The 26,638-nt window shown below is 68.6% G+C and carries 25 protein-coding genes, 1 tRNA gene and 1 pseudogene; 13 read left to right on the top strand and 14 right to left on the bottom strand.

Translation table 11 applies throughout. The features are described 5' to 3' along the window. The first annotated feature begins 130 nt into the window (after positions 1–130). A complete protein-coding gene (locus ABZ845_RS07150) occupies positions 131–685 on the top strand; it encodes a hypothetical protein (protein ID WP_360974442.1) in 555 nt (184 codons plus the stop codon). A gap of 150 nt (positions 686–835) precedes the next feature. Then, positions 836–1,330 (top strand): large conductance mechanosensitive channel protein MscL, encoded by a 495-nt coding sequence (gene mscL / locus ABZ845_RS07145; RefSeq protein ID WP_360973967.1) that lies wholly within the window; start codon positions 836–838, stop codon positions 1,328–1,330. A 1-nt stretch (position 1,331) separates the two neighbouring features. Here mscL and ABZ845_RS07140 read toward each other — a convergent pair whose 3' ends face one another. After that, on the bottom strand, positions 1,332–1,526 hold the full coding sequence (locus ABZ845_RS07140) for a hypothetical protein (RefSeq protein WP_360973964.1): 195 nt from the start codon (positions 1,524–1,526) through the stop codon (positions 1,332–1,334). A 96-nt stretch (positions 1,527–1,622) separates the two neighbouring features. Between ABZ845_RS07140 and ABZ845_RS07135 the strand changes: the two genes are divergently transcribed. The 3 genes from ABZ845_RS07135 (at position 1,623) to ABZ845_RS07125 (ending at position 5,012) form a co-directional block, all read left to right on the top strand. Further along, positions 1,623–2,663, top strand: a complete 1,041-nt coding sequence (locus ABZ845_RS07135; RefSeq protein WP_360973961.1) for a P1 family peptidase — start codon at positions 1,623–1,625, stop codon at positions 2,661–2,663. Between the two features lie 215 nt (positions 2,664–2,878). After that, on the top strand, positions 2,879–4,099 hold the full coding sequence (locus tag ABZ845_RS07130; protein WP_360974439.1) for an Ig-like domain-containing protein: 1,221 nt from the start codon (positions 2,879–2,881) through the stop codon (positions 4,097–4,099). 157 nt (positions 4,100–4,256) lie between these two features. Continuing rightward, positions 4,257–5,012, top strand: a complete 756-nt coding sequence (locus tag ABZ845_RS07125) for a DUF6227 family protein (RefSeq protein ID WP_360973958.1) — start codon at positions 4,257–4,259, stop codon at positions 5,010–5,012. A 318-nt stretch (positions 5,013–5,330) separates the two neighbouring features. Here ABZ845_RS07125 and ABZ845_RS07120 read toward each other — a convergent pair whose 3' ends face one another. The 3 genes from ABZ845_RS07120 to ABZ845_RS07110 all read right to left on the bottom strand — a co-directional run bounded on the left by ABZ845_RS07120 (position 5,331) and on the right by ABZ845_RS07110 (position 8,083). Continuing rightward, on the bottom strand, positions 5,331–5,888 hold the full coding sequence (locus tag ABZ845_RS07120) for a GNAT family N-acetyltransferase (protein WP_360973955.1): 558 nt from the start codon (positions 5,886–5,888) through the stop codon (positions 5,331–5,333). A gap of 216 nt (positions 5,889–6,104) precedes the next feature. Next, positions 6,105–6,365 (bottom strand): hypothetical protein, encoded by a 261-nt coding sequence (locus tag ABZ845_RS07115; protein ID WP_360973952.1) that lies wholly within the window; start codon positions 6,363–6,365, stop codon positions 6,105–6,107. Between the two features lie 143 nt (positions 6,366–6,508). After that, entirely contained in the window at positions 6,509–8,083 is a 1,575-nt protein-coding gene (locus ABZ845_RS07110) for an MFS transporter (protein WP_360973949.1), read from the bottom strand. Between the two features lie 63 nt (positions 8,084–8,146). Here ABZ845_RS07110 and ABZ845_RS07105 point away from each other — a divergent pair, with 63 nt between their 5' ends. Beyond that, positions 8,147–9,121 carry a YafY family protein gene (locus ABZ845_RS07105; protein ID WP_360973946.1) on the top strand — a complete coding sequence of 325 codons (975 nt, stop codon included), beginning with the start codon at positions 8,147–8,149 and terminating at the stop codon, positions 9,119–9,121. A 14-nt stretch (positions 9,122–9,135) separates the two neighbouring features. Here ABZ845_RS07105 and ABZ845_RS07100 read toward each other — a convergent pair whose 3' ends face one another. Together ABZ845_RS07100 and ABZ845_RS07095 are read right to left on the bottom strand one after the other, a co-directional pair. Continuing rightward, a complete protein-coding gene (locus ABZ845_RS07100; protein ID WP_360973943.1) occupies positions 9,136–9,849 on the bottom strand; it encodes a TetR family transcriptional regulator in 714 nt (237 codons plus the stop codon). A 636-nt stretch (positions 9,850–10,485) separates the two neighbouring features. Further along, positions 10,486–11,484: a sigma-70 family RNA polymerase sigma factor gene (locus tag ABZ845_RS07095; RefSeq protein WP_360973940.1), complete on the bottom strand. Its 999-nt coding sequence runs from the start codon at positions 11,482–11,484 to the stop codon at positions 10,486–10,488. Between the two features lie 170 nt (positions 11,485–11,654). Here ABZ845_RS07095 and ABZ845_RS07090 point away from each other — a divergent pair, with 170 nt between their 5' ends. After that, complete coding sequence (locus ABZ845_RS07090) at positions 11,655–12,173, top strand: N-acetyltransferase family protein (RefSeq protein WP_360973937.1); 519 nt, start codon at positions 11,655–11,657, stop codon at positions 12,171–12,173. A gap of 25 nt (positions 12,174–12,198) precedes the next feature. On the opposite strand, the gene ABZ845_RS07085 is transcribed toward ABZ845_RS07090, so the two are convergent. Continuing rightward, complete coding sequence (locus ABZ845_RS07085; protein WP_360973934.1) at positions 12,199–13,005, bottom strand: class III extradiol ring-cleavage dioxygenase; 807 nt, start codon at positions 13,003–13,005, stop codon at positions 12,199–12,201. A 119-nt stretch (positions 13,006–13,124) separates the two neighbouring features. On the opposite strand from ABZ845_RS07085, the gene ABZ845_RS07080 reads away from it, so the two are divergent. Further along, positions 13,125–13,628: a MarR family transcriptional regulator gene (locus ABZ845_RS07080; protein WP_360973931.1), complete on the top strand. Its 504-nt coding sequence runs from the start codon at positions 13,125–13,127 to the stop codon at positions 13,626–13,628. Between the two features lie 195 nt (positions 13,629–13,823). Here the strand turns inward: ABZ845_RS07080 and ABZ845_RS07075 are convergent, their stop codons facing one another. Together ABZ845_RS07075 and ABZ845_RS07070 are read right to left on the bottom strand one after the other, a co-directional pair. Further along, positions 13,824–15,359, bottom strand: coding sequence for an MFS transporter (locus ABZ845_RS07075; protein ID WP_360973928.1), 1,536 nt, complete (start codon positions 15,357–15,359; stop codon positions 13,824–13,826). Between the two features lie 319 nt (positions 15,360–15,678). Next, positions 15,679–16,323, bottom strand: coding sequence for a helix-turn-helix domain-containing protein (locus ABZ845_RS07070; protein ID WP_360973925.1), 645 nt, complete (start codon positions 16,321–16,323; stop codon positions 15,679–15,681). A gap of 278 nt (positions 16,324–16,601) precedes the next feature. Between ABZ845_RS07070 and ABZ845_RS07065 the strand changes: the two genes are divergently transcribed. After that, positions 16,602–17,876: a M6 family metalloprotease domain-containing protein gene (locus ABZ845_RS07065; RefSeq protein WP_360973922.1), complete on the top strand. Its 1,275-nt coding sequence runs from the start codon at positions 16,602–16,604 to the stop codon at positions 17,874–17,876. A gap of 105 nt (positions 17,877–17,981) precedes the next feature. Here ABZ845_RS07065 and ABZ845_RS07060 read toward each other — a convergent pair whose 3' ends face one another. The 5 genes from ABZ845_RS07060 to ABZ845_RS07040 all read right to left on the bottom strand — a co-directional run bounded on the left by ABZ845_RS07060 (position 17,982) and on the right by ABZ845_RS07040 (position 21,587). Beyond that, positions 17,982–18,614, bottom strand: coding sequence for a ScbR family autoregulator-binding transcription factor (locus tag ABZ845_RS07060; RefSeq protein ID WP_360973919.1), 633 nt, complete (start codon positions 18,612–18,614; stop codon positions 17,982–17,984). Positions 18,615–18,995: 381 nt separating this feature from the next. Next, complete coding sequence (locus ABZ845_RS07055; protein ID WP_360973916.1) at positions 18,996–19,658, bottom strand: LysR substrate-binding domain-containing protein; 663 nt, start codon at positions 19,656–19,658, stop codon at positions 18,996–18,998. Positions 19,659–19,740: 82 nt separating this feature from the next. Beyond that, positions 19,741–20,217 (bottom strand): hypothetical protein, encoded by a 477-nt coding sequence (locus tag ABZ845_RS07050; RefSeq protein ID WP_360973913.1) that lies wholly within the window; start codon positions 20,215–20,217, stop codon positions 19,741–19,743. Between the two features lie 14 nt (positions 20,218–20,231). After that, on the bottom strand, positions 20,232–21,167 hold the full coding sequence (locus tag ABZ845_RS07045; protein ID WP_360973910.1) for an alpha/beta hydrolase: 936 nt from the start codon (positions 21,165–21,167) through the stop codon (positions 20,232–20,234). Beyond that, positions 21,168–21,587, bottom strand: a complete 420-nt coding sequence (locus tag ABZ845_RS07040; RefSeq protein ID WP_360973907.1) for a S8 family serine peptidase — start codon at positions 21,585–21,587, stop codon at positions 21,168–21,170. Between the two features lie 1,086 nt (positions 21,588–22,673). Here ABZ845_RS07040 and ABZ845_RS07035 point away from each other — a divergent pair. The 4 genes and pseudogenes from ABZ845_RS07035 to ABZ845_RS07020 all read left to right on the top strand — a co-directional run bounded on the left by ABZ845_RS07035 (position 22,674) and on the right by ABZ845_RS07020 (position 26,283). Then, positions 22,674–22,746 (top strand) — tRNA-Arg (locus ABZ845_RS07035). A gap of 87 nt (positions 22,747–22,833) precedes the next feature. After that, positions 22,834–24,486 carry a tyrosine-type recombinase/integrase gene (locus ABZ845_RS07030; RefSeq protein ID WP_360973904.1) on the top strand — a complete coding sequence of 551 codons (1,653 nt, stop codon included), beginning with the start codon at positions 22,834–22,836 and terminating at the stop codon, positions 24,484–24,486. A gap of 461 nt (positions 24,487–24,947) precedes the next feature. Next, a pseudogene (locus tag ABZ845_RS07025) lies at positions 24,948–25,469 on the top strand (S1 RNA-binding domain-containing protein); the annotation flags it as partial. Then, a complete protein-coding gene (locus tag ABZ845_RS07020) occupies positions 25,462–26,283 on the top strand; it encodes a leucine-rich repeat domain-containing protein (protein WP_360973901.1) in 822 nt (273 codons plus the stop codon). The pseudogene ABZ845_RS07025 and the gene ABZ845_RS07020, both read left to right, overlap by 8 nt. Positions 26,284–26,638 lie beyond the last annotated feature (355 nt).

Genomic DNA, 26,638 nt, shown 5'->3' with positions numbered 1-26,638 from the left:
TTCCCCCAGCCCGGCGTACCCGTCCCACGGGAGCGCGGGGGCACACCCGACCTACGGGGACCTTCTCGCGCACTCGCCCCACGGCGAAGCGCTCCCCCTCTCCCCGGACGCGGCCTACGTCGCACGCCCGCTGGAGTCACCAGAGTCCGTACCGTGGCCGGAGTCGAGCGTTCCGGCCCGTGCGGACACGCCCCCGACCTGCACGGTGCCACACTTCGCTCCGGTACGGGTGCGCGGTGGAGGCGGCGAGAACTGTCTGCGGCGTCTGGTGCGGCACCGGCGGCGGGCCGTGGCCGCGGGCCTGGCGGTCACGTCCGCCGCGCTCGTGGCGGCGGGCCCGGACAGATCCGAGGGGCCACGGGGGCATCCCGACACGAGCGCGCGGCCGGCGGCGACGGCCGGTCCGGGGCGGGTGCGGCGGGCGGTGGAGATGGTCACGGCTCCGGTGCGGATCGCCGACGGGGCCACGGTCCGGCTGCTGCGGCCCGGCGCCCGGGTCGACGTGATCGCCGCCGACGCGGGCGGCGGGGCGAAGGTCGTGGCGGCCGGAGCCGTGGTGCGTCGCGTGCCGGACGTCGCCCCCACGGAGAACGGCGCGCTGGTGGTGCTCTCGGTGCCGCGCGCCACGGCCACGCGCCTGGCCGGTGCGGGCGCTACCTCACGCCTGGCGGTGACCCTGTGCTGAACGACCGGGGGCGTTGCGTAGCGCCACCAGGAACTTCTCCCCTCCGGGGCACTGCTCTCCATGGCATGGGCTGGACAATCCCGGGCACCTCTGACGTAGGTTGCGGAGCTGTTCGTTCCGCACCGTGTGCAGTCGAGGAAGGGCCCACTGGTGAGCAACAAGAAGGTGCCCGGCGTCTGGGATGGCTTCAAAGCCTTCCTGATGCGGGGAAACGTCGTCGATCTGGCGGTCGCGGTGGTCATCGGTGCCGCCTTCACCGGCATCGTCAACTCGGTGGTGAAGGGGATCATCAACCCCGTGGTGGGTGCGCTCGGCACCAAGAGCCTGGACGGCTACAGCTCCTGCCTCAAAGGACGGTGCACGGGCACCGGTGACAGTGCGACGGGTGTGCGCATCATGTGGGGCACGGTTCTCGGCGCCACGCTCAACTTCGTCATCACCGCGGCCGTCGTCTACTTCCTCATGGTCCTGCCCATGGCCAAGTACCTGGCCCGTGTGGAGGCCCGGCGCAAGGCCAAGGAGGGCACGCAGGAAGTGCTCGAGGTGACCGAGCTGGAGGTGCTCAAGGAGATCCGCGACGCCCTGCTCGCGCAACAGGGTCCGGGCGGAGGCGACTCACGTCCGCCGCAGCGGTACGCGCCATAGCTCACAGATGGTGGGGCGGCTTCTCATCGAGGAAGCGCGCCAGATCGGCGGCGCTGCCACCGCTCGGCGTGGGCCGCTCGCCCCATCCGCGGTCCGTGTCGTCCGAGGACTGCCGGTCCAGCGGGTCGTCGAACACAAGGGCGTCCTTGGGGTCCGGCTTCGGGTCTCGCGGTTCACCGGCGGAGGTGGTGCTCATACCCACCAGCGTACGTCCCGGCGCCCGGCGGTGCGGTCACTCACACGAGAGGCGATGACCGGCGAACAGCGGGGCAAAGCGGCGGATCATGAACCCATGACAGTTGACGCGCTGACAGATGTCATGGGCCTGCGAGTGGGGCACGCCACACGGATCGGGGACGGCCGGCTCACAGGCACCACGGTCGTCCTCGCCCCGGAGGGCGGGGCGGTCGCGGCGGTGGACGTACGCGGCGGCGGCCCCGGCACGAAAGAGACCGACGCACTCGATCCGCGCAATCTGGTGCAGCGGGTCGAGGCGGTCGTCCTGACCGGGGGCAGCGCCTACGGGCTCGACTCGGCGTCGGGTGTGATGGCCTGGATGGAGGAGCGCGGGCGCGGAGTGCGTGTCGGGCCCGAACCTACGCATGTGGTGCCGGTCGTGCCCGCCGCCTGCATCTTCGACCTCGGCCGCGGCGGCGACTTCTCGGCCCGGCCGGATGCCGCCCTCGGCCGGGAAGCGGTGGAGGCAGCCGCCGCGAGCGCGCCCGGCGCGCCCGTGCCCGAAGGCTGCGTGGGCGCGGGCACGGGTGCGGTGGCCGGGCCGCTCAAAGGTGGCGTGGGCACCGCGAGCACCGTGCTCGACTCGGGGATCACGGTGGGCGCGCTGGTGGTGTGCAACGCGGCGGGTTCGGCGGTCGACCCCGAAACGGGCGCTCTGTACGGTGAGTTGCTGACCGGACGGGTCGACCTCCCGGCGCGGGAGGTGCACAAGGCCGCACAGCGCCGGCTCGCCGACCTCGCCGCGAGCGCGCAGCGCCCGCCGCTGAACACCACGCTCGCGGTCGTGGCGACCGACGCCGACCTCAGCAAGGCGCAGGCGCAGAAGGTCGCGGGAGTGTCGCACGACGGACTGGCGCGCGCCCTGCGTCCGGCGCATCTGCTCCACGACGGCGACACGGTCTTCGCACTGTCAGCGGGCGACCGTCCGCTCCCCCAGACCAACCCCCTGGCCCTCAACGACATCCTCACGGCAGCCGCGGACCTCGTGACCCGCGCGATCGTACGGGCCCTGCGCACCGCCACACCGGCAACGACCCCGGCCGGAACGTGGCCGTCATACGAGCAGCTGTACGACACCCACGGAGCGCCCCGGTAGCGGCGCGGGGCCGAGTCCCGCCCGCCGGCAACGCATCGCACGCCATGGGGGCGCGGCACCCCCAGCCCATCTCACATGACAACGCGCCGGTCCTGAATGGCCGATTGTCCCGGTTCTGTCACGCGTCGGAGTTCATCCCATCCCAGGGGGAACCCTTCGCCGTGCCGCAGGCTCTTTTCCCGCGTACCGCACAGCACAACGCCCTGGAGAAGCCCGTGAAGACGCCGAACACCCAAGCGCGGCGCGCGCTGGGAGCCTGTGCCGCCCTGATGGTCGGCGCCCTCACCCTCACCGCCTGCGGTGGCAGCGCCAACGCCGACAACAAGGGCACGAAGAGCGGGACGGACTCCGCCAAGACCTCGGGCGCCCAGATCACCATCTCCGCGAAGGACGCTTCCACGGGAGCCTCCATCAACGCGACCGGGGTGAAGGTCAGCGGCGGAAAGCTGACCGAGGTGAAGATGACGCAAGCGGGATCGGGCACGGCCGTTCCCGGCGAGCTGTCCTCGGACGGGACGTCCTGGAAGCCGAAGCAGCAGCTGGACCGCGGGACCAAGTACGAGATCTCGGCGACCGCGAAGGACGCGGACAACCGTGTCGCGGCGGCCAACTCCATCTTCACCACGGTGTCGCGGGCCAACAGTTTCATCGGGACGTACACACCCGACAACGGCTCGACGGTCGGCGTCGGAATGCCCGTGTCGTTCAAGTTCGACAAGGCCATCACCGACAAGAAGGCCGTGCAGTCCCACATCACGGTGACCTCGAGCAGCGGCCAGCAGGTCGTCGGGCACTGGTTCGATTCCCAGCGGCTGGACTTCCGGCCCCAGGACTACTGGCAGGCCGGCTCCAAGGTCACGATGAAGATCGACCTGGACGGGGTCAAGGGCGCCCCCGGTGTGCTGGGCACGCAGAAGAAGACCGTCACCTTCACCATCGGCCGCTCCCAGGTCTCGACGGTCGACGTCAACACCCAGACCATGACGGTCGTACGGGACGGCAGGACACTCAAGTCGATCCCGATCTCGTCGGGCAGCCCGCAGCACACCACGTACAACGGGCAGATGGTGATCTCCGAGAAGTTCGTCCAGACGCGCATGGACAGCCAGACGGTCGGGCTGGGCGGCGAGTACGACATCCCCGACGTGCCGCACGCGATGCGGCTGACCGAGTCCGGAACGTTCATCCACGGCAACTACTGGTACGACAAGGGCAACCCGCCCTTCGGCCACGAGGGCACCAGCCATGGCTGCGTCGGGCTCGCGGACGTGCGCGGCGCGGGGGGCGCAACGAACGCCGCGTGGTTCTACGACAACTCGCTCATCGGGGACGTCGTGATCGTCAAGAACTCCCCCGACAAGACGGTCGGGCCGGAGAACGGACTCAACGGCTGGAACGTGCAGTGGAGCGAGTGGACCGCGGGAAGCGCCGTCTGACCACGGGCATATGACAGGCAATCGGGCCGCGCGGGAACACCCCGCGCGGCCCGTCCGTTTTCCCACCGTACGTTTTCTCGGTTCCCGGACACGATGTCCGATCGAGGAGCTACGGTATGCACCCACAAGGTGACATGCAGCAACGCCGGGAGAAGCCTTGAGCGTTCCCTACGAGACGGCAGCAGCGTACGAGCAGGCCGAGTCGCCCGAGCCTCCACAGGAGCACCTCGCGCGGCTCCTCGGTCGCGCGCTGAACTCCTTCGAGCTGCCCGACGAGACGATAGAGCGGCTCGATTACGCGCTGGCGCAGGACAGTTCGCTGCATTCCGCGCACTACAGCGCCGGGCTGCACCGGGAGACGTACCGGCACACATGGCTGCTCGCGGACGGCTCGGCGGTGACCCTGTGGGAGCTGGTCCACAACACGGGCCTGCGCGGTCACCTGGAGCACGAGCTGTACGAGGACGAGGAAGAGCTGCGCACCGCCACGAGCCGGCTCGCCCTGCCGCAGGACGCGCCGGACTTCGACCTGTCGCTGCCGGCGGAGTTGTCGCCCGTGCCCGAGCCCCGACACGTGTATGTGCCCGACGATTCGGCGGACCACGCGCGCCGCCTGCTGCGCCGTGCGGAGAACCCGGACCGGCCGGACGCGAGCCTTGCGACGTTACTGCTCGGCTCGGCGTTCGCGCATGAGATCACCCAGGCCTTCGGGCGTCCGCGCCGTACCGGCCAGGCGGGACGACGCTGCTTCTCGCTCTACGAGCATGCCTTCCTGCTCCGCGACGGCCGGGAGCTGTCCCTGTGGGAGGTCGAGCACACGGCGACACCGGACGGCCGCCACATGTGCGAGGTGTATGTGTCCGAGGACGCCGCACTGGAAGCGATGGAGCGGCGCGCGGCAAGGCTCGCCTGACACCCGCTCAGCCACGGTCACCTGGCGGCCGTTCGGTCGTCCGCGGCCTGCACATGGTCCAGTTCCCGTCGCGCGCCCCGCTCATCACGGCCGAGCAGCGCCCTTTCGAGGCTGTGGCCCCCTACCCGACGAGTTCCTGGGCCGTGGCGAGGACGGGGAGCAGCGTCCTCGGCGACGAGCCGGGACGACGACCGTACCCCCGTTACCGGTCGTCGTCCCTCTCCCGCGGTCTGTCGGCCGAGGACGTGCGATGGCAAGCCAAGCACCGGGGACGGGGGCGGCTCAATGTCTTTTCGGCTCGCGCTCGCACGTACGGCGTCAGCGCTTGAGGTCGGCGGCGAGCGCCGCGTAGATGTACTCGCTGCCCCAGCGCCCCCCGTCCAGGTCGTTCTCCACCAGATGGGCCTCGCGCCTCATGCCCAGGCGCTCGCACACCCGTACAGACGCGGTGTTCTCCACATCGAGTCGTGCGTACACACGGTGTACGGCCAGCGTGTCGAAGGCGAGCGCCGCCAGGGCCTGTGCGGCTTCGCTCGCGTAACCCCGGCCGTGGAAACGGGGGTTGAATATCCAGCCGATCTCGGCCTGGCGCGCATGCGCGTCCATGAGCGTGAGGCGCACCTCTCCGACGACACCCGGTTCCCCCTGCCTGCACACGGCCAGGGTCAGCGTGTCCCCGTCCTTCGCCCATGCCGTCGCCGTCGCGATCCGGGCGATGACCTCCTCGCACCGCTCACGGGTACGGGGCGGACGGTAGAGGTAGCGGGCCACCTCCTCCAGCCCTTGGTACGCGTAGGCGTCATCGGTATCGCCCGGAGTGAAGAGCCGCAGTCGAAGGCGGTCGGTGGCCAAGGGCAGCACGGCGGCGAGGTCCATATGGGTTCTCCGGTCTCCGGTCTCCGGTTTCCGATCTCCGGCTGTGTGTGGTGGACGCCGGTGACGTGATGTGAACGGCAGCCGCAGCGTAGGCCGTGAAGACTCGAGAGGGCTTCGCAATTACCCGCCCAGTGGTTCCGCCGGTGGGTCCGCTGGACACCGCGCGACCGGCCACGACGGACCCGCGGGCAAGGGACCGGAATTCCCGCGGAGCGCTCAGTAAGTCCGCCCCTCGTCGAACTGCCGCATAAGGCCCGCGAAGGCATCGCGTTCGGCCGGGGTGAGTTCGACGGACTCCAGTGCCGGGCCTGTGCGCGGCTGTCGGGGAAAGGTCCTGAGCACGGCGTGCCGGCGCCTGGCCGCCAGCTCGATGCGGCGACGCCCCACGATGCGGCCCACGCAGATGATCCAGATGGCCGTCGCCAAGGCGAGGACGGGCACACCCAGCAGTTGGAAGGTCGACATATGCGCAGGCATGCGTCAAGTAGACACCACGATCCGGGCTTATGGCCCCGGACCGTGACGCATATCGCAGATGCGACGAGCCACGCCAAGAGGGCCTGGCGAGGACCCGTCGGATCCTCTCCAGGCCCTCTCGCGGACCGCCACCCGGTGGGTCGTCAGGGAACGAGCGCGGGCTCGCTCTCGTCGGCCCGCTCCCCTTCGTCCTGCGGTTCCGAGCCCTCCACGTGCTGCGCCGGGCGTGCCGGCAGGGCGAACATCAGCAGGAAGATCACGGCCATGACCGCCGCAACCCAGCCCAGCGCGTGCTGGAAGGCGTGGACGAAGGCCGGTCCCACCTGCGCCCGGGTCAGCCGGTCGCCGATCTCGCCGAAGAAGACCACCGACACCAGCCCGAGGCCCAGCGCGTTGCCCATCTGCTGCACGGTGTTGATCAGCCCGGAGGCGGATCCGGCGTGCTCCCGCGGCACCTCGGACAGGACCGCGTCCGTCAGCGGGGCGACGATCAGGCCCATGCCCACGCCCATCACCACCAGCGGCAGCGCCATCTGCCAGGACGCGATGGACAGGCCGTAGCGGTGGGCCTCCCACATGTAGAGGAGGACGCCCGCCACCATCACCAGCGCGCCGGTCTGCAGCACCTTGCGGCCGAAGCGCGGGACCAGCTTCTGCACGGACATCCCGGCCGCCGTCGACACCGCGATCGAGAACGGCACGCCCGTCAGCCCCGCCCGCAGCGCGCTCCAGCCCAGCCCGATCTGCATGTAGAGCGTCCACACCAGGAAGAAGACACCGAGAGCGATCCCGAAGACCGTCTGCACCGCGATGCCCGCGGCGAAGCTCTTTACCCGGAACAGGGACAGCTCGACGAGCGGGGAACCGTCACGCAGGGCCTTCCGCTTCTCGTACGCCACCAGCGCCGCGAAGACGACGACCGCACCGGCCATCGACGCGTAGCCCCACAGCGGCCAGCCCAGCTCCCGGCCACGGGTGAGCGGGTAGAGAAGCATGAGCAGACCGAGGGTGACCAGGGCCACACCGACGAGGTCGAGGCGCAGGGCACGCGGAGCCTTGGATTCCGTGATGAAACGGCGTCCCAGCACGAACGCGACGACCCCGACGGGCAGGTTGATCAGGAAGATGGGCCGCCACTGGAGACCGAACAGGTTCCACTGAGTGAGCAGTGCGCCGAGCAGCGGTCCGGAGACGGCGCCGAGCCCGATGATCGCGCCGAAGAGCCCGAAGACCTTGCCCCGCTCGTGCGCCGGGAAAGTGGCGTGCACGATCGACAGCACCTGCGGCACCATCATCGCGGCCATGGAACCCTGCAGGATCCGGGAGGCCACGAGCATCTCCGGGTTCGCCGCGAAGCCGCACAGCGCCGAGGCCAGCGTGAAGCCGCCTATGCCGATCAGGAAGAGGCGCCTGCGGCCGTGGATGTCGCCGAGGCGTCCGCCGGTGATCAGCCCGGCGGCGAACGCGAGCGCGTAGCCCGCGGTGATCCACTGGATCTGGCTGAAGGACGCGCCCGCGTCCCGCTGGATCGACGGGATCGCGATGTTGACGATCGTCACGTCGACGAGGTCCATGAAGGCCGCGGTCATGATGATGGCGAGGGCGAACCAGCGACGCCGGTCGCCAGCCTCGGTGCGGGCCCCGGTCCCGCTTTCGGGCCGGGCCCCGTCCGGGCCGCTGCGTGCCGGGCTGCTGAGTGTGGTCTCGGTGGAGGTCATGTTCCGAACGTTAGGTCGCCATTAGGACAGATAGCGTCCTAGTTCTGCGGCATTCTCGGTTGCATGACGACGGACACACCGGCACGGCTCCTCCAGTTGCTCTCTCTTCTGCAGACCCCGCGCGAGTGGCCCGGCGGCGAACTGGCCGAACGGCTCGGAGTCTCCCGGCGCACGATCAGGCGCGACGTCGACCGGCTGCGCGAGCTCGGATATCCGGTCCAGGCGAGCAAGGGCGCCGACGGCGGGTACCGGCTGGTCGCCGGGAAGGCCATGCCGCCGCTCGTGCTCGACGACGAGGAGGCCGTGGCGATGGCGGTCGGGCTGCGCGCCGGCGCCGGTCACGCGGTCGAGGGCGTGGACGAGGCGTCCGTACGGGCCCTGGCCAAGCTGGAACAGGTGCTCCCGAGCCGGCTGCGTCACCGCGTCGCCACACTTCAGGCCGCCACCACCCATCTGACCAGCGGTGACGGGGCGAGCATCGCTCCCGAGACGCTGACCGTCATGGCCTCCACCATCGCGGGCCATGAGCGGCTGCGCTTCGCGTACCGCTCCGGCGACGGTACGCCCTCCCGGCGCCTGACCGAGCCGTACCGCCTGGTGTCGACGGGGCGCCGCTGGTACCTCGTCGCCTACGACCTGGAGCGCGACGACTGGCGCACGTTCCGGGTCGACCGGGTCGCCGAACCGTTCGCCACGGGGGCGCGGTTCGCGCCGCGCGAGCTGCCGGCGGGGAACGCGGCGGAGTATCTGCGGCAGTCGATGTACCGGCGACAGGAGACGTACGAGTTCGAGGCGACGTTCGCCGCGCCCGCGGACTTCGTCGCGGCTCGCCTCCCCCAGTGGTTCGGCGTGCCCGAAGCACTGGACGACGGCACCTGCCGGCTGCGCGGCACGGCGGGCGACTCCGTGGAGTGGCTCGCGGTGCGGTTCGCGCTGGTCGACTGCGAGTTCACGGTGCACCGTCCGGCCGAACTGGTCACGTGCGTACGGGATCTGGGCGCGCGGCTGAGCCGGGCGGCGTCGGCTCCGGGGGCCTGACGGCACAACCCGGTTCAGCCGATCTCCCACACGAAGTCCTTCAGTGCCTCCAGGTTGCGTACGGCGAGTTCGGCGGGCCCTTCCGGACCGGCGACCGGGGCGTCCCCCACCGCCCAGCTCTCCACCGCCACGCGCACAGCGGCCCCGGCGACGGCGGCGGCGAAGCGAAGGGCGGGGGTGACGGCGGCCGACTCCTCGTCACCCCCCTGTATGCGGACGGCCAGCGCCACCGCCAGCTCGCGCTCGGCGACCTGGCAGATCTCCGCCCACACCTTGGCGAGCCCGGGGTCGCTTTCGATCAGGCGCAGCACCGCGCGGGCCCACTCCAGGGACCGCGCGGTCACACCGGCGCCCGGGGTCAGGGTGCGTACCGCCGCATAGTGCAGGGCCTCGGCCACGGAGAGGCCGGCCGGGGCGTCGCGGACGGCCCCCGACCATCTGCGGGCGCCCTCGGAGAACAGCGGGGCGAGCGCCTCCTCCTTCGTCGCGAAGTAGCGGTAGAAGGTGCGCGGGGCGACCCCGGCGGCCCGCGCGATGTCCTCTGCCCGGGTCGCGCGCAGGCCGTCCGCCATGAAGAGTGTGGCGGCGGCCTGGGCGATCTCCATACGGGTCGCCGCCTTGCGCCGCTCGGTGAGAGACGTGCTCTCGGGGTCTCCAGCCGTACGGCCGGACGGTGTCCTGCTCGGCGTTTCGCCCGGTGTCCCGCTCACACGTTTGGTACCGGCCACTACGGCAGGTTATGTCGCTGTGGCACAATCTGCCATTCCGGGTCGCCCCGGGGTTCAGGTCCGGGGCGACCCGACTGCGCATCCCCGGACCGCGCTGCTGCCCCCAGCGGTCCAATTCGCAACGCTCCCCGACACGGGGCGATCCACGGCACCGGGCGGTCCACAGCACGGGTGATCCGCACCACGGGGCGATCCACAGCACGGGGCCGTCCACAGCACACGGCGGTTGGACGCCTACGCACGCGGCGGTCGAACCCAGTGGCGGTCGATGGCCGGCAGTGGGCTCAAGAAGGGCCGGGCCCCGGCGCCAAGGGGGGGAATGGCGCCGGAACCCGGCTGGAAGAGTCCCGGCGCCGGGGGGAGTGCGTCGGGACTCGGCTCTGAGGGCCGGGGCGCGGACCGCGAACCGTGCGGTCCGCGCCGCGCCGTCACGGGACTTGGAGTTCTTGTGCCCCGGACCCGGAGGGTTGAAGCGACGCAACAGAGCCAAACTCTCGCGCCGGACGGGCCCTGGATGGCCGAAGTCCTACGCCTGCGGCACGACAGGCGTCGCGACGGGCGGGCGTCGCCTCGGGCGGGCGTCGCCTCGGGCAGCCGCCGCCGTCACCGTGCGGCGGCCGTCGTCGGGGGCGGCCGTCAGGCCGCCGCGTCGAAGCCCGTCTGCCGCGCCAGCTTCTTCAGCTCCAGCAGCGCGTGCTTCTCGATCTGCCGGATGCGCTCACGGGTCAGTCCGTGTTCCTTTCCGACCTCCGTCAGCGTGCGCTCTCGGCCGTCCTCGATGCCGTACCGCATCTTGATGATCGAGGCCGTGCGCTGGTCGAGGCGGCCGATGAGGTCGTCCAGTTCCTCGCTGCGCAGCAGCGTGAGCACCGACTGCTCGGGAGACACCGCCGAGGTGTCCTCCAGCAGGTCGCCGAACTGAGTCTCGCCCTCGTCGTCCACCGACATGTTCAGCGAGACCGGGTCGCGGGCCCAGTCCAGGACGTCGGCGATGCGCTCCGGCGTGGTGTCCAACTCGGCCGCGATCTCAGCCGGTTCGGGATCCCGCCCGTGCTCGCGGTTGAACTCCCGCTGGACTCGGCGGATTCGGCCCAGCTCCTCCACCAGGTGCACGGGCAGCCGGATGGTCCGGGACTGGTCCGCTATCGACCGGGTGATCGCCTGACGGATCCACCAGGTCGCGTACGTCGAGAACTTGAAGCCCTTGCGGTAGTCGAACTTCTCGACCGCGCGCACCAGACCCGCGTTGCCCTCCTGGATCAGGTCGAGCAGCGGAAGGCCGCTGCGCGGATAACGGCGCGCCACGGCGACGACGAGCCGGAGGTTGGAGCGGATGAAGATGTCCTTCGCCCGCTCGCCTTCGGCCACCAGTGACTCCAGTTCCTGGCGGGTGGCGTCGGCCTTGGCCTCCTCCTCCCCGTCGAGGATCTGCTGCGCGAACACACCCGCTTCGATGACCTGGGACAGCTCTACCTCTTTGGCGGCGTCGAGCAGCGGTGTACGCGCGATCTCGTCGAGATACATGCCGACCAGGTCGCGATCGGCGATCTCGCCGCCATGGGCGCGAACACTGTTTGCCGCGTCCTTGGTCTCGCCTTCGGCGGCCTTGCGACGGGCGACGGCACGGGTTGCCATGCGTGCTCCCTTGCGATGGTGGGCTGGCGGATGGTCCGGGGACACTGCGGACACCCTGTCCGGGTGCCCGGCATTCGAAGGAAACAACGACTGGAATCCGGACAGAATTCCCAACCTGTCCCCCGATTTTTCTGATCATGCAGTACCCTGTGCCGCCACAGGGAGGTCGGATGCCGTCGGAACTCGCAGAGGTGCAGGTCAGGCCAGGGGTCGAGAACGACCTCAAAGCCCTCACGGACATCTACAACCACTACATTCGCGAGACGCCGATCACCTTCGATACCGCGGTCTTCACTCCGGAAGAGCGACGTCCTTGGCTGCTCTCCCACCCTGAAGACGGCCCGCACAGGCTGAAGGTTGCCGAGGCGCGGGACTCACAGGAGATTCTTGGATACGCCACGTCCAGCCCCTTCCGCGCGAAGCCGGCGTACACGACCTCGGTCGAGGTAACCGTCTACCTCGCCCCGGACGTGACGGGCCGAGGGATCGGCACCCTGCTCTACGAGTCCCTGTTCGCGTCCCTGGCCACCGAAGACCTCCACCGCGCCTACGCGGGCATCGCCCAGCCGAACGAAGCGTCCGCTCGGCTGCACGAACGCTTCGGCTTCCGGCATGTCGGCACCTACCGCGAGGTGGGGCGGAAGTTCGGCCGGTACTGGGACGTGGCCTGGTACGAGAAGGATCTGTAGCCCGGGGAGCGGACGGGACGGGAGGTCAGCCGAACTGCACCGACCGCTTCGCCAGCCCCATCCAGAACCCGTCGATCACCGACCGCTGCGAGTCCAGCTGCCCCGTCGCGTCCGCCGCGCCCATCGCGACGAACAGCGGGGCGAAGTGCTCCGTGCGGGGGTGGGCGAGGCGGCCCGCCGGTGACTTGTGGACGAAGTCCACCAGGGCGTCGACGTCGCCCGACTCCAGTGCGTGCAGCCCCCAGTCGTCGAACTCCGCCGACCAGCCCGGCACCGATCCGTCCGGGTGCCGCAGCGCGGCCAGGTTGTGGGTGAAGAAGCCCGAGCCGACGATCAGGACACCCTCGTCGCGCAGCGGGGCCAGCTTGCGGCCGATCTCCATGAGCGCGGCCGGGTCGAGCGTCGGCAGGGAGATCTGCAGGACGGGGATATCGGCCTCGGGGAACATCTCGACGAGCGGTACGTAAGCGCCGTGGTCCAGGCCGCGGTCCGGGATGTCCTGCACGGGGACGCCGGGTGCGCGCAGCAGCCCGCGCACCGCCGCGGCGAGGCGGGGTGCACCCGGGGCCGCGTACGTCACCCGGTAGTAGTGCTCGGGGAAGCCCCAGAAGTCGTAGACGAGCGGCACCGTCTCCACCGCGCCGATGGCGAGCGGGGCCTCCTCCCAGTGGGCGGAGACCATGAGGATCGCCCTGGGGCGCGGCAGGGAGGCGGACCAGGCGGCGAGCTGTCCTGGCCAGACCGGGTCGTCGGCCAGCGGGGGCGCCCCATGGCTCAGATAGAGGGCGGGCATACGCCGGGGCGCGGTGCGCTCCTCGGTGGCGGCGGTCATGGCTGCTGCTCCCTCCGTCGGACCCTCGGGGAGCTTGCTTGAACTCTCAAGCTCCCTCACACGGAACCGTACCCCTCACTTGTTTAAGTTTCAAGGAGGAGCCTCGTACAGTGGGGTGCATGAAGAGGGCACCCGCCGATGGCACCCGCTGGCTCACCGACGAGGAGCAGCGCACCTGGCGCGCGTACATGCACGCCGTCACCCTGCTCGACGACCACCTCGACCGCCAGTTGCAGCGCGACGCGGGCATGCCGCACATCTACTACGGGCTGCTCGTCCAGCTGGCCGAGGCGCCGCACCGGCGGCTGCGGATGACCGAGTTGGCGATGCAGGTGAAGATCACGCGCTCCCGTCTCTCGCACGCCGTCGCCCGCCTGGAGAAGAACGGCTGGGTCCGCCGCGAGGACTGCGCCTCGGACAAGCGCGGGCAACTGGCCGTCCTCACGGACGAGGGCTACGAGGTCCTGTCGCACGCCGCGCCCGGACATGTCGCGGCCGTGCGCCAGGCCCTCTTCGACCGCCTCAGTCCGCAGCAGAGGGACACCCTCGGCGAGATCATGGAGATCATCGCCGAGGGGCTGCAGCCCAAGGAGGCGGGGGCGGACCTGCCCTGGATGCGCTGAGCGACCGGGCGCGGTGCCCGCGGACACGGGTCCGCCCCGGCCCCGGCCGGCGCCGAAGCGCGGACGGAACCGGGGCGGCCCCCCGGAGGCGTACGGGCGGGGCGTCCCGACCCCTCGCCCGTACGTGAAGTCCCGGCCGGTGTCCCGTGGGCGGGGCCCATGGGACATGGCGTGGTGTGGCGTGGCGTGGTGTGGTCAGTGGGCGATCACCGGAACCGGCACCTCGTCCTCGACGCCCTCGCCGCTCGCCGCCACCTGCGCGGCGGCCGGACGGCCCGCGTTGATCAGGGTCAGGGCGGCGGCCGAGGCGGCCACGAGGATGCCGACGGCGAACCAGATCGCACTCACGTAACCGTGCACCATGCCCTGCGCCTGCACGAGTTCACCTTGACGCTTGGTGGCGGCGGTGGCGATGTGGTCCTTGATGTAGGACGTGGTCGCCGAGGCCGCGATGGTGCTCAGCAGGGCCGTACCGATCGCGCCGCCCACCTGCTGCGACGTGTTGACCATCGCGGAGGCCACACCTGCGTCCCGCGGCTGCACGCCGTGCGTGGCGAGGGACATGGCCGGCATGAACGCCGAACCCATACCGAGGCCGAGCAGCAGCATGGCCGGCAGCACCAGGGAGGCGTACGACGAACCGATCTCCAGCTGGGCCAGCAGGAACATGCCGATGGCGGCGACGAAGAAACCGGGGCCCATCAGCAGCCGCGCCGGGACGCGGTTCATGAGCCGGGCGCCGATCTGGGTGGAGCCGGTGATCATGCCCGCGATCATGGGCAGGAAGGCGAATCCGGTCTTGACCGGGGAGTAGCCCTTGATGGTCTGGAGGTAGTAGGTCATGAAGAGGAACGTGCCGAACATCGCGATGATCGCGAGGCCGAGCGAGAGGTAGACGCCACCGCGATTACGGTCGGTGATCACGCGCAGGGGCAGCAGCGGGGCCTTGACCCGGGACTCGGTGATCACGAAGGCCAGGAGCAGGAGGGCGGACGCGACGAACAGGCCGACCGTCAGGGCGTCGCTCCACCCGTCGGACGCGGCACGGGTGAAGCCGTAGACGAGCGAGACCAGGCCGAGGGTGGAAAGGACGACGCCGGGGATGTCGAGCGGCGAGCGGTTGCGGCCGCCCTCGGGCTCACGGATGACCAGGTACGCGCCGGCCGCGGCGACGACGGCGAACGGGATGTTGACGTAGAACGTCCAGCGCCAGTTCAGGTACTCGGTGAGGAAGCCGCCGAGGATCAGTCCGACGGCACCGCCGCCACCGGCGATCGCACCGTAGATGCCGAACGCCTTGGCGCGCTCCTTGGCGTCCGTGAACATCACGGCGAGCAGCGAGAGCGCTGCCGGGGCGAGCAGGGCGCCGAAGACACCCTGGAGGGCGCGGGCGCCGAACATCATCGCCTGGCTCTGCGCCGCGCCACCGATGGCGGACGCGGCGGCGAAGCCGGTCAGGCCTATGACGAAGGCGCGCTTGCGGCCCCAGAGGTCGGCGATCCGTCCGCCGAAGAGCAGGAGACCACCGAACGCGAGGGCGTAGGCCGTCACCACCCACTGGCTGTTGGCGACCGTGATGTCGAGGTCCTGCTTCACGTGCGGAAGCGCGATGTTCACGATGGTGGCGTCGAGGACGACCATCAGCTGGGCGAGCGCGATGAAGATCAGCGCACGCCAGCGATTGGCGTCCGGCGCGGCGGCGCCGGGGACGTTACGGGCTGTTTCAGACATGGGGGTACTCACTTCGGGACTTCGGGACTCCGGCACGGAAGTACCGGAGCTGAGGACTTGCGGACTTGAGGGACGGACTTGGGAGGGAAGGGACCGGGTGGTGGCAGGCCCCGGCCGGAAGGACCAAGACCGGGAAGAGAAGCCGAAAGGCGGTCGTGGGGTGTTCGGAAGGTCGGTCGACAGGTGGTCGAAATGGGCGTCGAAAGGCGCGGCTCGTCGGTGGTGACGGCGACGGGCCTGTCGTCAGGAGGTCGGTCGTCCGGTGTGTCGTCTGGTGTAGGGACGGGCTGGGCCCGCGGAACTAATCGGTGCTCATCGCTCAGGCCTTGCGGAGGTCCTCCACAATCGCGGGAGTGCCGGGCAACTCGGAGCGGGCCGGGGCCCGCAGACCGTCCAGGAACAGCTGCAGATGGCGGTGGACAAAGCGGTCCAGGCTCAGACAGTCGGTACCGGCCGGCGGTCTGCTGAGCTGGGCGACCGCGATCATCAGGTCCCCGACGCCGACATCCGGACGGAGCTGCCCGGCTGCCCGCGCGCGCCCCATGAGGGCCTCGACCAGCCGAATGACCCGCTCACTCGCCGCTTCCAGGTCGGGGTGGTTCTGGTCGAACGCCGTCGAGACCATCGGGCACAGCGCACTGATCCGCTCGTCGGCGGAGGCGTGCACGAAGTGCGACAAGGCGTCGAAGGCGTCGCCGGTCTCGGCCAGGGCGCGTTCGGCACCCTCGGACAAGCGGTCCATGACCGAGCAGACGACCTCACGGGCCAGGGAGTCACGGTCGGGGAAGTTGCGGTACACCGTGGCATTGCCGACGCCCGCCCGGCGGGCGATCTCGTCGAACGGCACATCGGGGCCGAACTCGACGAACATCTCCCGGGCGGCGGTGACGATCCGCTCCCTGTTGCGCAGGGCGTCGGCTCGCGGCCGGGACACTCGGCGCTGCACGGGGGTTGCGGTCTGCACGGCGTACTCCTCGACAAGGTGATGCGTTCCGGTGCGATCCGGGGATTCAGTCCCCGTTTCACTGTGACACAGGGCTAAACGGGGAATCGGTCCCCGGTTATTTCCGGGCGAGACCCAAGTTTTGTGTGTCCTGAGTCACACCTCCCGGCCCTTCATCCGGACGGTCCGAGAACCCCTCTTTCGGTCCGCTCCAGCGCGCGCACCCAAGGTCCGCGACACAGGGTGAGCTCAAGGGTGCAGTCGGTGACCGGCGGCTGCCGTGGAGCGAAGGGCTACGCATGCTGCCGTCCCGCCGCCGGATACGCTCGCGCCGCGCCATGTCGCTCGCCTCGGTCGCCGTCCTGACGCTGGCGATCGCCACCTCCGCCGGTGCCGGTCATCTGCTGACGGACCCCGTGACGGCGGGCCCCATCGCGCCGGGCCGCTCCGCGGCGCTCAGCCCCTGCATGATCCACGGCCGGGCCGGCGTCCAGATGCCCGAGGGCATTCCGACCCCCACCGGTTACGCCCGGTCCACCGGCACCATCCACGCGCTGACCCTGATGGTCGACTTCCCGGATGTGCCCGGCCGGGGCAGCGCGCTCGGCCGGCTCGCCGAGTTCTTCCCGCGGACCCAGCAGTGGTTCGCCACCAGTTCCTACGGCCACCTCGACTACCGCGTCGTCGCCCCGATACGCCACTGGCTGCGGATGCCCCGGCCGTTCACCGCGTACGGGATGGAGCGCGGAGCCCCCTTCGATCCCGGCTACCGCCGGCTCATCCAGGACATCGTGGCCGCCGCTGATTCCCGGGTGGACTTTCGCCGCTACGACCTGCTGAACGTGCTGGTCACCCCGAACGCGGGCCCCTCCGCCCTGGACACCGTCCTGTCGGTGACCTTCGCCGGCAACCGCGCCGCTCCCGCCGCCGACGGTGTACCGATCGCCAACGCGTCCTTCATCTACAGCCGCCAGGACGACGGCTCCGGCTCCTACTCCCGGACCGGCTACCGGGTCCTGCCCCATGAGAACAGCCACACCTTCGGTCTGCCCGACCTCTACACCCAGGACGGAGGGACCGCGGTCGGGCACTGGGACATCATGAGCGAGGACTGGGGCGCCGACAACGACCTGCTGGCCTGGCACAAGTGGAAACTGGGCTGGCTCGAGGACTCCCAGGTCAGCTGTGTCACCGGCCGCGGCACTCGCGAGTACACCGTGACCCCGCTGGAGCGCCCCGGCGGCCGCAAACTGGTCTTCATACCGCTCAGCACCAAGGCCGGGTACGCCCTCGAACTGCGCACCCACGGCGGCAACGATGACGCGGTGTGCCGGCCCGGCATCCTCATCTACCGGGTCGACTCGAACGTCGACACCGGCAATGGCCCCATCACCGTCTACGACTCCGAGCCCGACAGCGGCGGCTGCACCCGCAGCCCCAACGTCCAGGCCGAGTTGTCCGACGCCACGTACCGGGCCGGGCAGGCCTTCACGGACACGAAGGCGGGAATCTCCATCGGCGTCCTGGGCAAGGACCTGTCCGGGAACTACCACGTGCGGGTGACGCGCCGGTGACAGAACCCGGCGGAGACAGAAACCGGGTATGCGGTTCTTACTGGTTCTCCATCGGCGGTATTTCCCCACGCGTCCTCGCCGCATGAAGCCCCGGACTGACACCCGTCAGACCGCCTCCGCCTGCCTCCCCGAGGCCGACGTCACCCGAAGCGCCTGCTCCGAGGCGACGCGCGGCAGAAGCAGTGCCCAGAAGCGGGTCAGCGTGATGCGGGACAGCCAGCGCACATCGTGTCCGCCCATCGCGGCGAAGCCGACCGTGGCACCGACCACCGTGGCCGCCAGGTCCCTGGGCGCCACGTCGGACAGCAGCCCTTCCCGAGCGGACCGCACGACGGCCTCCTCCACCCATGTATGCCAGCACTCGTAGAGGTCCTCGCCCCGGCCGGCCGCCTCCAGGCTTTCACCCAGGTCGAATCCGGCCCGCAGGATGACATCGCCGCTCAGTCCCTGGAGCAGGGCATGGCTCGTGTCGACGAGCGACTGGAGCGAACCGCCGAGCTGCGGCGGAGGGCACTCCGCGGAGACGATCCGGCGAAAACGCCGCGCCGCCTCGTCCCGCACGCCCGTGGCGAGCGCCGCCTTGCTGGGGAAGTGAAAGTGCAGGGCGCCATTGCTCACCCCGGCCCTGTTGCTGATCGCCGACAGCGGGACCACCTCGTAGCCCTCCCGACCGAAGAGCACGGCAGCGGACTCTATGAGGGCGTTGCGCGTACGCACCGCACGTTCCTGCTTGGCCATCAATCACTCCATCACAGTGGGGAGATGAGGATTTTAACAAACCGTACATGCGGTTTTCCAGAGCCGGGAGAAAGCATCTCATCGGCGCAACGGCTGCCACGGCCCCCGCACGCGCCCAGAACACGCCATATCCGAGAGCCAGTTACAGCGGCGGCGCGGGAGCCCGCCCCGGCCCTCCGGCCTCCTATGCCGGAATAACCTCACCGCTGCTCATCCGCACCCCTACTACGACGGCGCACATGGCGGGTCCCGCAAAGCCGGATGCGGCTCCGTGGCGCCCTGAAGGGGGCGGCGGGGCCTTGCCGATGTGCGGCTCCGCCGCGCGGGCTCGATCAGCGCCGACGGACCCGCGGATGATGAACCGCGATTCCCGCGGGGCGCTCAGGTCGTGGGTCCGCCACGGACCGACCCGCGCGTGGTCTCGTTCAGTGTGGTGATGATCGCGTCGCGGAGCCGGCGTTGCGCGCCGTCGTCGTCCAGGCGGGGGTGCCAGGACATCGCGTAGCTCATCGGGCCGATTTCGCTCGGAGCCGGGACGACGGTGGTCCCCGGCGCCACGTGCTGAAGTGCGAAGCCGGCCGGCAGAGTTGCCACCAGTGAGGTTCCCGGCACGGCGGCGGCCGCCGCGGCGTGGTAGGGCACGGTCACGCTTGCCCGCCTCGGGCTGCCCAGCAGTTCCAGACACCGGTCGACGTGCCCCTGCCGTCCATCGGTGACGTCCACCACGATGTGCGCGCACTCCAGATATTCCTGCAGTGACACGGCAGGGTTCCCGGCGAGCGGGTGGTGGCTGGAGGCGAGGCAGGCGTAGTCCTCCTCGAACAGCACACGAGAGCGCAGCGGCGGCGGAGCCGAACCGCCATGGACGAGGAGGTCCACCATGCCGTGCTCGGCGTCGCTGAAGACGGCACGGTGCCAGCGCGAGAAGAGCACGGTCGCGCCTGGCGATTGCTCGAACACGCGGGCGAGCAGCGTCCCACTGAGCGCGGAGACGGTGCGATGCCGGTCCAGCTCGCACCGCTGGTGGCGAGTCTGGACGAACAAGAACCCGCCCGCCGAGCTCCATGCCCTGATCGGCGCGGTCACCGCCGGCCACGGCATTGATATCTGCTACCGGTAGCTACCGCTACCGCGTCGGTGAAGCTGAAGTGATCGGGGTTGGCGCCGACCAGAAGTCGGAGTGGACATTCGGGTCCGGAATCGACTTTCCTGCATAGTTCGGCCCAACCGTCTTCGAGGTGGGTGGTGACACCGATGACTTTTCCACACATGGCGTCGCCACTTCGAAGAATGCCTGCCCATTGTCGCCGATCAAGAGGCGTACGTTAAATTCATCCGGCGTCTGAAAATACATGGCCGGACTTTTCACGTTCCGGTTCGCACCGATCTGGTTGTATCCTTGCGATTTCCAGTAGCGCTCCACCACACCCAGGAAGCTTCCCCTCCGCGCCTCCGAAATTACAGTCATTACCGCCCGCCGCCTCGATACGTCACAACTACCCTGAGTTGACTCGCCATGGGTCCAATGAACTGTCGGATTGATCGCGGCGAACGTGCCGTCAAGGATCTTGTCGGCATGCTCTGCAGCCTCTTGCATGTTCATTTTTTTCGAGTCACCTACAGACGTTCCGCCCGAAGAGCTGCATCCAGTCCGACGACAATCCTTGCAATATTGTCCGCCGACATCTGATCTTTTGCAGGGTTGAAGTAGTTGGAGTGGGCTTTCATCTTCCCGTGATCCTCGAAAATCGTAGGCCCGTCACTCACCGCGAACCGCGTAGCACCGAAAGCCTTGCTGGCAGGATCCTTGCCGAACCAGAGATCGTCGCCGTTCGGATCACTCGCGCTCGCACCAGCTGCAGCACCGACTTCCGGCACGCCCGCGAAAGCCCCCAGAACACCCCCGACGACCCCGCCAGCGACCTGCCCCTTGGAAGGAGCTCCAGTGACGATGTCGTGTTCGGCCGCGCCCACGAACACGTGTGCCTTACCTACATTCAACTGGTCCGCAGAATTTGCCCCTGTTCCCGGACTTCCCACGAGAATGATGTCATCGGCTCCTGGGATTCCACCCTTCTCCTGGGCCGCAAGGCCGACGGCTAGCGATCCGTACGAATGGCCGATGGCCGTGATGTGCGGATCGCCATTTTCGTGTGTCGCCGAAATCCCAGCCATGAATTGGTTATAAGCGGGTGCTCCCGCCTCAGCATCGTCTGCGAACATGACGCTCCTGCTGCTCAGGAAGTCACCCGCACTGAGCTGGGGTGCGTCATAACCAAGCCAGACGATTGACGAAGTAGAGCTGTGCGGGGAAATCTCCCTGACTGTCAGGGCCGTATCCTGGGCGCGCTTCATTGTCCCGCCGGCGAAATCTTCGTCAAGCCTCGTGGTCAGCCCTGGAACATAGGAAGACACATTCTTCACCGTGTCCGGATTCCCGTAGGCAACGATTGCCCTGCCATTACCTTCATCGCCGATGCCAAGGAGATACATGGGTGGATCGCTGCCCGCGAGAAGCTTCGCCTGGATGGCTTTCAGGCCGCGCGGCCACATCTACGACACCAGGCGTCGCTGCGGGGTACTCGACCGGATTTCCCTTGTCTCCGCTGTTACCGACGCCGGCAAAGAAACGCTCCCTTCCCCCAAGGCGTACTTGACTGCAGCGGTCATATCGGGCGAACCCTCCTCCGCCGCCATCGAGATGTTGATGACCTGTGCACCCGCGTCCGCCGCGTATCGAATCGCCTTTGGGAGCACCTGGTTGAACTGCTGGATGGACGCAGCCTCGTTGGCCGCGGTCGTGGACTTCGGCATGCGTACTGGGAGGATCTTGACTGCCGGAGCGAGCCCGAAGGTGCCGTTTCCGCCGTCAGCGGCTTCTACGGCACCATCTAGCAGGTGGTTGAGCTGCATCCGTGCCTCGTGACGCTCGGCCGTTGTGGCCTTGAGCTGCTCCCACTCCTCCCACGCCATGCGTGGTCCCCTCCCCCAGGTCTCGCTCTGACAGATCAGACGTTGTGAACGTGCGACCCCAACACTTCGACAATCGAGAAGAACGCTAATGCCTGTCGGTCACGCACCCATCCGTATCGGTCACCAAGGCGTCTGAGTATCCGTACTCAGACAGAGCCTGGACCTCGATCCTGTGAAGGCATGCTGCCCGGTCCGCCGGCAACAAGCTCGTCTCCTTCTCAGTCCGCGACGAATGCTCGCCGCACAGCCGAATCATTCTCAACATGGACACCGCTCGGCACCAATCCAAGGAATTGGATCCAGACCGCCAGGAAGAAGCCAGAGTGGCCGTCCGTCTTGCCGTGGAGATCCGCACGTGCGCCCCGGTAACCACACATTGGTCTACGACAAAGCCTGGCGCGGCATGCACCGATCTCGGCTGATCAGAGCGGGATTTCTGGTGTTCACGTGCCAATACGACGGGCTTAGACCCCAGCCCCTGAACAAGTATCGCTATGAAGCCACGGGATGCACCCATGACGCCTACGCGGCCGAAGGACGCGCTTGCGAGCGCTTGATCACCGTGGAAGGGAAAACTTTATACACGCCGATCCCCGTTCGGGAGATCGAATACAGAAATGGTTCAACAGGAATGAGCACCTCCGAATCATTCCGCCAGGCACCGAAGCCGGAGAACGCCTCATCGGGTTCCGCCAGGACAGCGAATCCGGATTCTCCACCCTGGACGAGACACACCGCCTCCGACGGATCCCCGCGTACGGAGCCGACGGCGCCCTGCTCATCTACATCAGGTACGCCTGGGCCAAGAACTCCGTGGCCCTCGGCATCACCCGCCGGACACGGTAGCCACGAGGCCGGCCGGGGCACATCACCGCACGACACACTCCGCCGGCCGATACAGGGGGCTCAGCGCACAGGGGCGCGGCCACACAACAGCAGGGCATGACGCCTCAGTGCGCTGCCGCAACCGCTAGACTGTGCGCGGTGCACCACTCTGGTGGGGCGCCCTGTGGGTGTCTGGGGCCCTGAGGGGTCGGGATTCGTCCGCTGTGGGCGGATTTCCAACACCTTTGCCCACACATCCCTGCCTTCGTAGCTCAGGGGATAGAGCACCGCTCTCCTAAAGCGGGTGTCGCAGGTTCGAATCCTGCCGGGGGCACAAGGTCTGACCAGCGCGTTTACCTCTCTGAGGTAAACGCGCTGGTCGTCGTAGCCATGGCATTAACCATGAATAGGTTCCAGAACCATGGCGAACACCAAGAGCAAGCGACGTCAGCGCGGCAGCATCCGCCCCAACGGAGCCGGCTTCCAGGTCCGGGTCTACGCGGGGCGTGACCCGCTCACGAAGAAGGACCTCTACCTCCACGAGCAGGCCGAGACAGAGCCCGAGGCGGAGAAGGTCCGCACCAGGCTCCTCCACCAGGTCGACGAGAAGCGCCACCCCAAGACTCAGGTGACCATGTCGTTTCTGCTCGACCGGTGGCTGGGCGTCGCCGAACTCGACGAGACGTCGTACGAACGGGCCGAAGGCATCATCCGCAACTACCTCAAGCCCACGTTCGGCGACCTCAAGGCAGGCAGGCTGACCGCCGAGATGTTGGAGCTCTTCTACGCCCGCCTCCGCCTCTGCCAGGAGCAGTGCGAAGGCCGACGCAACGGCAAGACCGACCCCAAGACGAAGCAGAAGCACGTCTGCGAGCCACTCGCCGCGAACTCGGTCCGCAAGATTCACTTCATCCTGCGCCCGGCGCTCAACCGCGGGCTGCGCTGGGGTTACGTAACGACGAACGTGGCGGCCCTCGCCGAGCCGCCATCCCAACCCAAGCCGAACCCCGACCCGCCCACTCCGGAAGAGGCAGCCCTTGTTCTGAACACTGCCTGGCAGCGGGACCTGGACTGGGGAACGTTTCTGTTCATGACGATGGTCACCGGCTCACGCCGTGGCGAGATGTGCGCTCTGCGCTGGTCGGACATCAACCTCGACCGCCTCGAACTCTTCGTGAAGCACTCCAACAACGGTCGCAGAATCAAGGACACCAAGACCCACCAGCGCCGTAAGCAGGCCATCGACGTGATCACGCGTTCCGTCCTGGCCGCCCACCGAGCCCGCGCCGAAGAACGTTGCAAGGCGCTCGGCGGTGAACTCGCCCGTGACGCCTTCGTGTTCTCCGGCGAAGCCGACAGCTCCGCGCCACTCGTGCCCTCAAGCGTCAGCCAGCGATACCACCGCCTCGCAGAGAAGCTGAAGATCCACACCCGCCGACTGAAGGACCTGCGCGCGTACAACGTGACCGAGCTCCTGGGCGCCGGTGCCGATGTACGAACGGTCGCCGGCCGCGTTGGGCACGGCGGCGGAGGAGCGACCACGCTCAAGTACTACGCGGCCTTCCTGGCCACGTCCGACCGCCAGGCCGTCACCGCCTTCGCCAAGCAGTTGCCGGTGCCGGAGGGGCTACTCACCGAGCAGCCGGTAACGACCGTCATCAACGGGCTCCGCCTGCTCTGCGAGTGCGGCAACGAATCGCTGTGGGCGATGCTCGTGGTCACCGTGGAAGGCGCCGAGGCTCTGTGCGGCCAGTGCGAGGCAGCCGTCCGAGCCCGCCCGGACGCGGCCGTGGGTCCCATCGGCAAGACCATCAAGGCCGAAGCCGCCCCGCCACGCGAGCTCGCTCCCTGGGAAGTGATCGCAAAGGAACTCGCGGACGCCATCAAGGACGGCACGATGCTCCCCGGCGAGGACGTTCCCACGATCGGTGACATCGCGCAGGCCCACGGTGTCTCGGTCGGTACCGCACACCGGGCCTTCACCCAGCTGAAGAAGGACGGCCTGATCGAGGTCAGCCGGGGCCGCCGAGCCATCGTCCGCCAACTCCAGGAGGAGACCGCCGAAGCCGCATAGGACCCGCGCTCTCCAAGCTCCCTCTCCTGTGCGCGTCGAGACCCGTACTGTAGGGCACGGGAGTTGGCCGGGCCGCAAATCCATGCTGCCGGGGCTGGGCGACGACCCGACATGGTCTGACCAGAAAGACCTCTATTCCACCGGACCACCGCTGCAGGCGAGAGTGGCGTCGGCCCGCGCCATGCTTGTTCAAGGTCGGTCAGAGCGAGTACGCCGTGTTGCAACCGCTCCTCCCTGAGCAGGTCGAACGCTCCGTCGGAGCTGCGACGACCCCGGCGGCGCGGCTCGTTCTCGCCCTCGAGGCAGTGGCCTCCCAGCTCGCCGGCGCGCGTACTGCCGGCGTCGTATCCCTGGCTGCCGATGAGCGGCACCCGCTGTTCACCGCTGTGCTGCCGGACAGCGACGGTGTTCTCCATGCACGGTGGAAGACCGAGCCGACGCCCAGCGACCGGGACTGGGCGTTCCTGAAGACCCTGCGGCGCGGCCAGGTCGTCACCGGCACGGTGACATCCATCGCCAGCTTCGGTGTCACCTTCGTGGACATCGGCGGCTTCACCGCGGTGATCAACATTCCGGAGCTGTCCTGGCGTCCGATCAATCACCCGTCCGACGTCGTCAGCGTCGGCCAGGAGATCACCGCCGAGGTCCTCCACGTCGACATGGTCCGGGAACGGGTACCGCTGTCGCTCCGAGCGGTGCAGGAAGACCCGTGGCCGCAGGTAGCGCAGCGGATCGGACACGTGGTCACCGGACCAGTCACCAAGATCGTCCCCTTCGGCGTCTTCGTCCGCATCGAAGACCGCGAGGACGGCTTTCAGGGGCTGGTGCACACCAGCGAGCTGGACGAATCACCCGAGAACGACATCGAGGTCGGTGACGCCCTCACCGTGAAGATCATCGATGTCGATCTCGTGCGCCGTCGCATTGCCCTGTCGCGTGTCCCGACCTTTGCCGCCAACACAGAGGGCCAGCCGCATGCCTGACGATGAGACGAATCCGATGCACACCGAGTTGGACGGGGCGCTCGCGCAGCGCGACGCGATTGGGCGCAAGACTGGCAACCGCGACCGGTGCCGATGCCTTGGGCAGCGCTTGGACCGGCCACCGAGAAGCGTCAAGTTCCACAAAGACTGCCAAGACACCGAGGCGGCCGGATGGCGGCATCTGCTCGAACTGATCGAGGAGGCAGCTGATGACCAGCGGGAGGAGTTCAAACCGCTGGTCGAGCTCAGCGCCGAGGAACGCCCACAGGTGGTCACGCTTCCCCCGACGATCGCCAAGTTGACCGCCGTACGGCACTTTGTGCTGTACGGCAGCAACGTCGTGCGCATCCCGCCGGAGATCGGGGCTATGCGGAGCCTGGAGGAGTTCACCCCTTACACCTCCTATCGGCTCCACTGGCTCCCCTACGAGGTAACCCGCTGCCCGAACCCTCGGCGAAGCACTGTCAGCACCCGAGCCCTCTACGGCAATTACAAGTACCGCCCACCGTTCCCCGTCCTGCCTTCGTCGACAGCAGATGGAATCGGTGAGCTCGACCTTGCCAGCCTCGATTGTGGAAAGTGGGGCGCGACGACGATCCGAAGCTGCAGCGTATGCAGCCAGCCGATCCACCGGGCTGACTTCCAACAGGTCTGGATCTCGCTACGCGTCGCCACAGACGTGCTTCCGCTGCTGGTCAACGCCTGTTCCAGCGCGTGTATCCAAGCGCTGGCACAACCGCCGGAGGACTACGTCCAGGCACCCCATCGCGGCGGGTCCACAGTCGTCCAACCCGCTGCCGACTACTTGCTCTGAACCGCAATCCGCAGTGACTCGGTAGGCGAACCTCCACACACTCCCCCTGCTACTCAGAGTTACTTGTCACTTGGCGGCAGCTTCGGGAGTACAGGGCCGAACCGTACGGCAGAACGGCGTCGGCGTCGTCGTCGAGCCAAGACCGACATCGAGGATGCCGAAGCGATCGCCCGTGAGACGCTTGCTGATCCTCACCTGCCGCCGGCTGGCAAGCACGCAGCCCCCGAGGAGGCCTGGGAGGAACTCACCGCGGTTCACGACTGGCGGGACTCCTCTTCATCGCCACCCCCTTGATCGGCCGGGCCACCGCCGTAGACGGCACCAACTCACCAGATCCCAGCGACTCCGACGATGT

Origin of the sequence: Streptomyces sp. NPDC047022, assembly GCF_040644155.1 — a bacterium.
Lineage (GTDB): Bacteria > Actinomycetota > Actinomycetes > Streptomycetales > Streptomycetaceae > Streptomyces.
The sequence above is the reverse complement of the archived record's forward strand: the minus strand, read 5'-3'. Positions and strand labels throughout refer to the sequence as shown.

What these genes read in the sequence shown, in the direction of transcription:
- ABZ845_RS07135 (WP_360973961.1), top strand. Translation starts at nt 1,623, where the DNA reads ATGACAGTTGACGCGCTGACAGATGTCATGGGCCTGCGAGTGGGGCAC.
- ABZ845_RS07120 (WP_360973955.1), bottom strand. Translation starts at nt 5,888, where the DNA reads ATGGACCTCGCCGCCGTGCTGCCCTTGGCCACCGACCGCCTTCGACTG.
- ABZ845_RS07040 (WP_360973907.1), bottom strand. Translation starts at nt 21,587, where the DNA reads ATGGCGTGGGAGGAGTGGGAGCAGCTCAAGGCCACAACGGCCGAGCGT.
- ABZ845_RS07115 (WP_360973952.1), bottom strand. Translation starts at nt 6,365, where the DNA reads ATGCCTGCGCATATGTCGACCTTCCAACTGCTGGGTGTGCCCGTCCTC.
- ABZ845_RS07090 (WP_360973937.1), top strand. Translation starts at nt 11,655, where the DNA reads ATGCCGTCGGAACTCGCAGAGGTGCAGGTCAGGCCAGGGGTCGAGAAC.
- ABZ845_RS07140 (WP_360973964.1), bottom strand. Translation starts at nt 1,526, where the DNA reads ATGAGCACCACCTCCGCCGGTGAACCGCGAGACCCGAAGCCGGACCCC.
- ABZ845_RS07110 (WP_360973949.1), bottom strand. Translation starts at nt 8,083, where the DNA reads ATGACCTCCACCGAGACCACACTCAGCAGCCCGGCACGCAGCGGCCCG.
- ABZ845_RS07060 (WP_360973919.1), bottom strand. Translation starts at nt 18,614, where the DNA reads ATGGCCAAGCAGGAACGTGCGGTGCGTACGCGCAACGCCCTCATAGAG.
- ABZ845_RS07080 (WP_360973931.1), top strand. Translation starts at nt 13,125, where the DNA reads ATGAAGAGGGCACCCGCCGATGGCACCCGCTGGCTCACCGACGAGGAG.
- ABZ845_RS07095 (WP_360973940.1), bottom strand. Translation starts at nt 11,484, where the DNA reads ATGGCAACCCGTGCCGTCGCCCGTCGCAAGGCCGCCGAAGGCGAGACC.
- ABZ845_RS07075 (WP_360973928.1), bottom strand. Translation starts at nt 15,359, where the DNA reads ATGTCTGAAACAGCCCGTAACGTCCCCGGCGCCGCCGCGCCGGACGCC.
- ABZ845_RS07045 (WP_360973910.1), bottom strand. Translation starts at nt 21,167, where the DNA reads ATGTGGCCGCGCGGCCTGAAAGCCATCCAGGCGAAGCTTCTCGCGGGC.
- ABZ845_RS07050 (WP_360973913.1), bottom strand. Translation starts at nt 20,217, where the DNA reads ATGAACATGCAAGAGGCTGCAGAGCATGCCGACAAGATCCTTGACGGC.
- ABZ845_RS07030 (WP_360973904.1), top strand. Translation starts at nt 22,834, where the DNA reads ATGGCGAACACCAAGAGCAAGCGACGTCAGCGCGGCAGCATCCGCCCC.
- ABZ845_RS07105 (WP_360973946.1), top strand. Translation starts at nt 8,147, where the DNA reads ATGACGACGGACACACCGGCACGGCTCCTCCAGTTGCTCTCTCTTCTG.
- ABZ845_RS07085 (WP_360973934.1), bottom strand. Translation starts at nt 13,005, where the DNA reads ATGACCGCCGCCACCGAGGAGCGCACCGCGCCCCGGCGTATGCCCGCC.
- ABZ845_RS07065 (WP_360973922.1), top strand. Translation starts at nt 16,602, where the DNA reads ATGCTGCCGTCCCGCCGCCGGATACGCTCGCGCCGCGCCATGTCGCTC.
- ABZ845_RS07020 (WP_360973901.1), top strand. Translation starts at nt 25,462, where the DNA reads ATGCCTGACGATGAGACGAATCCGATGCACACCGAGTTGGACGGGGCG.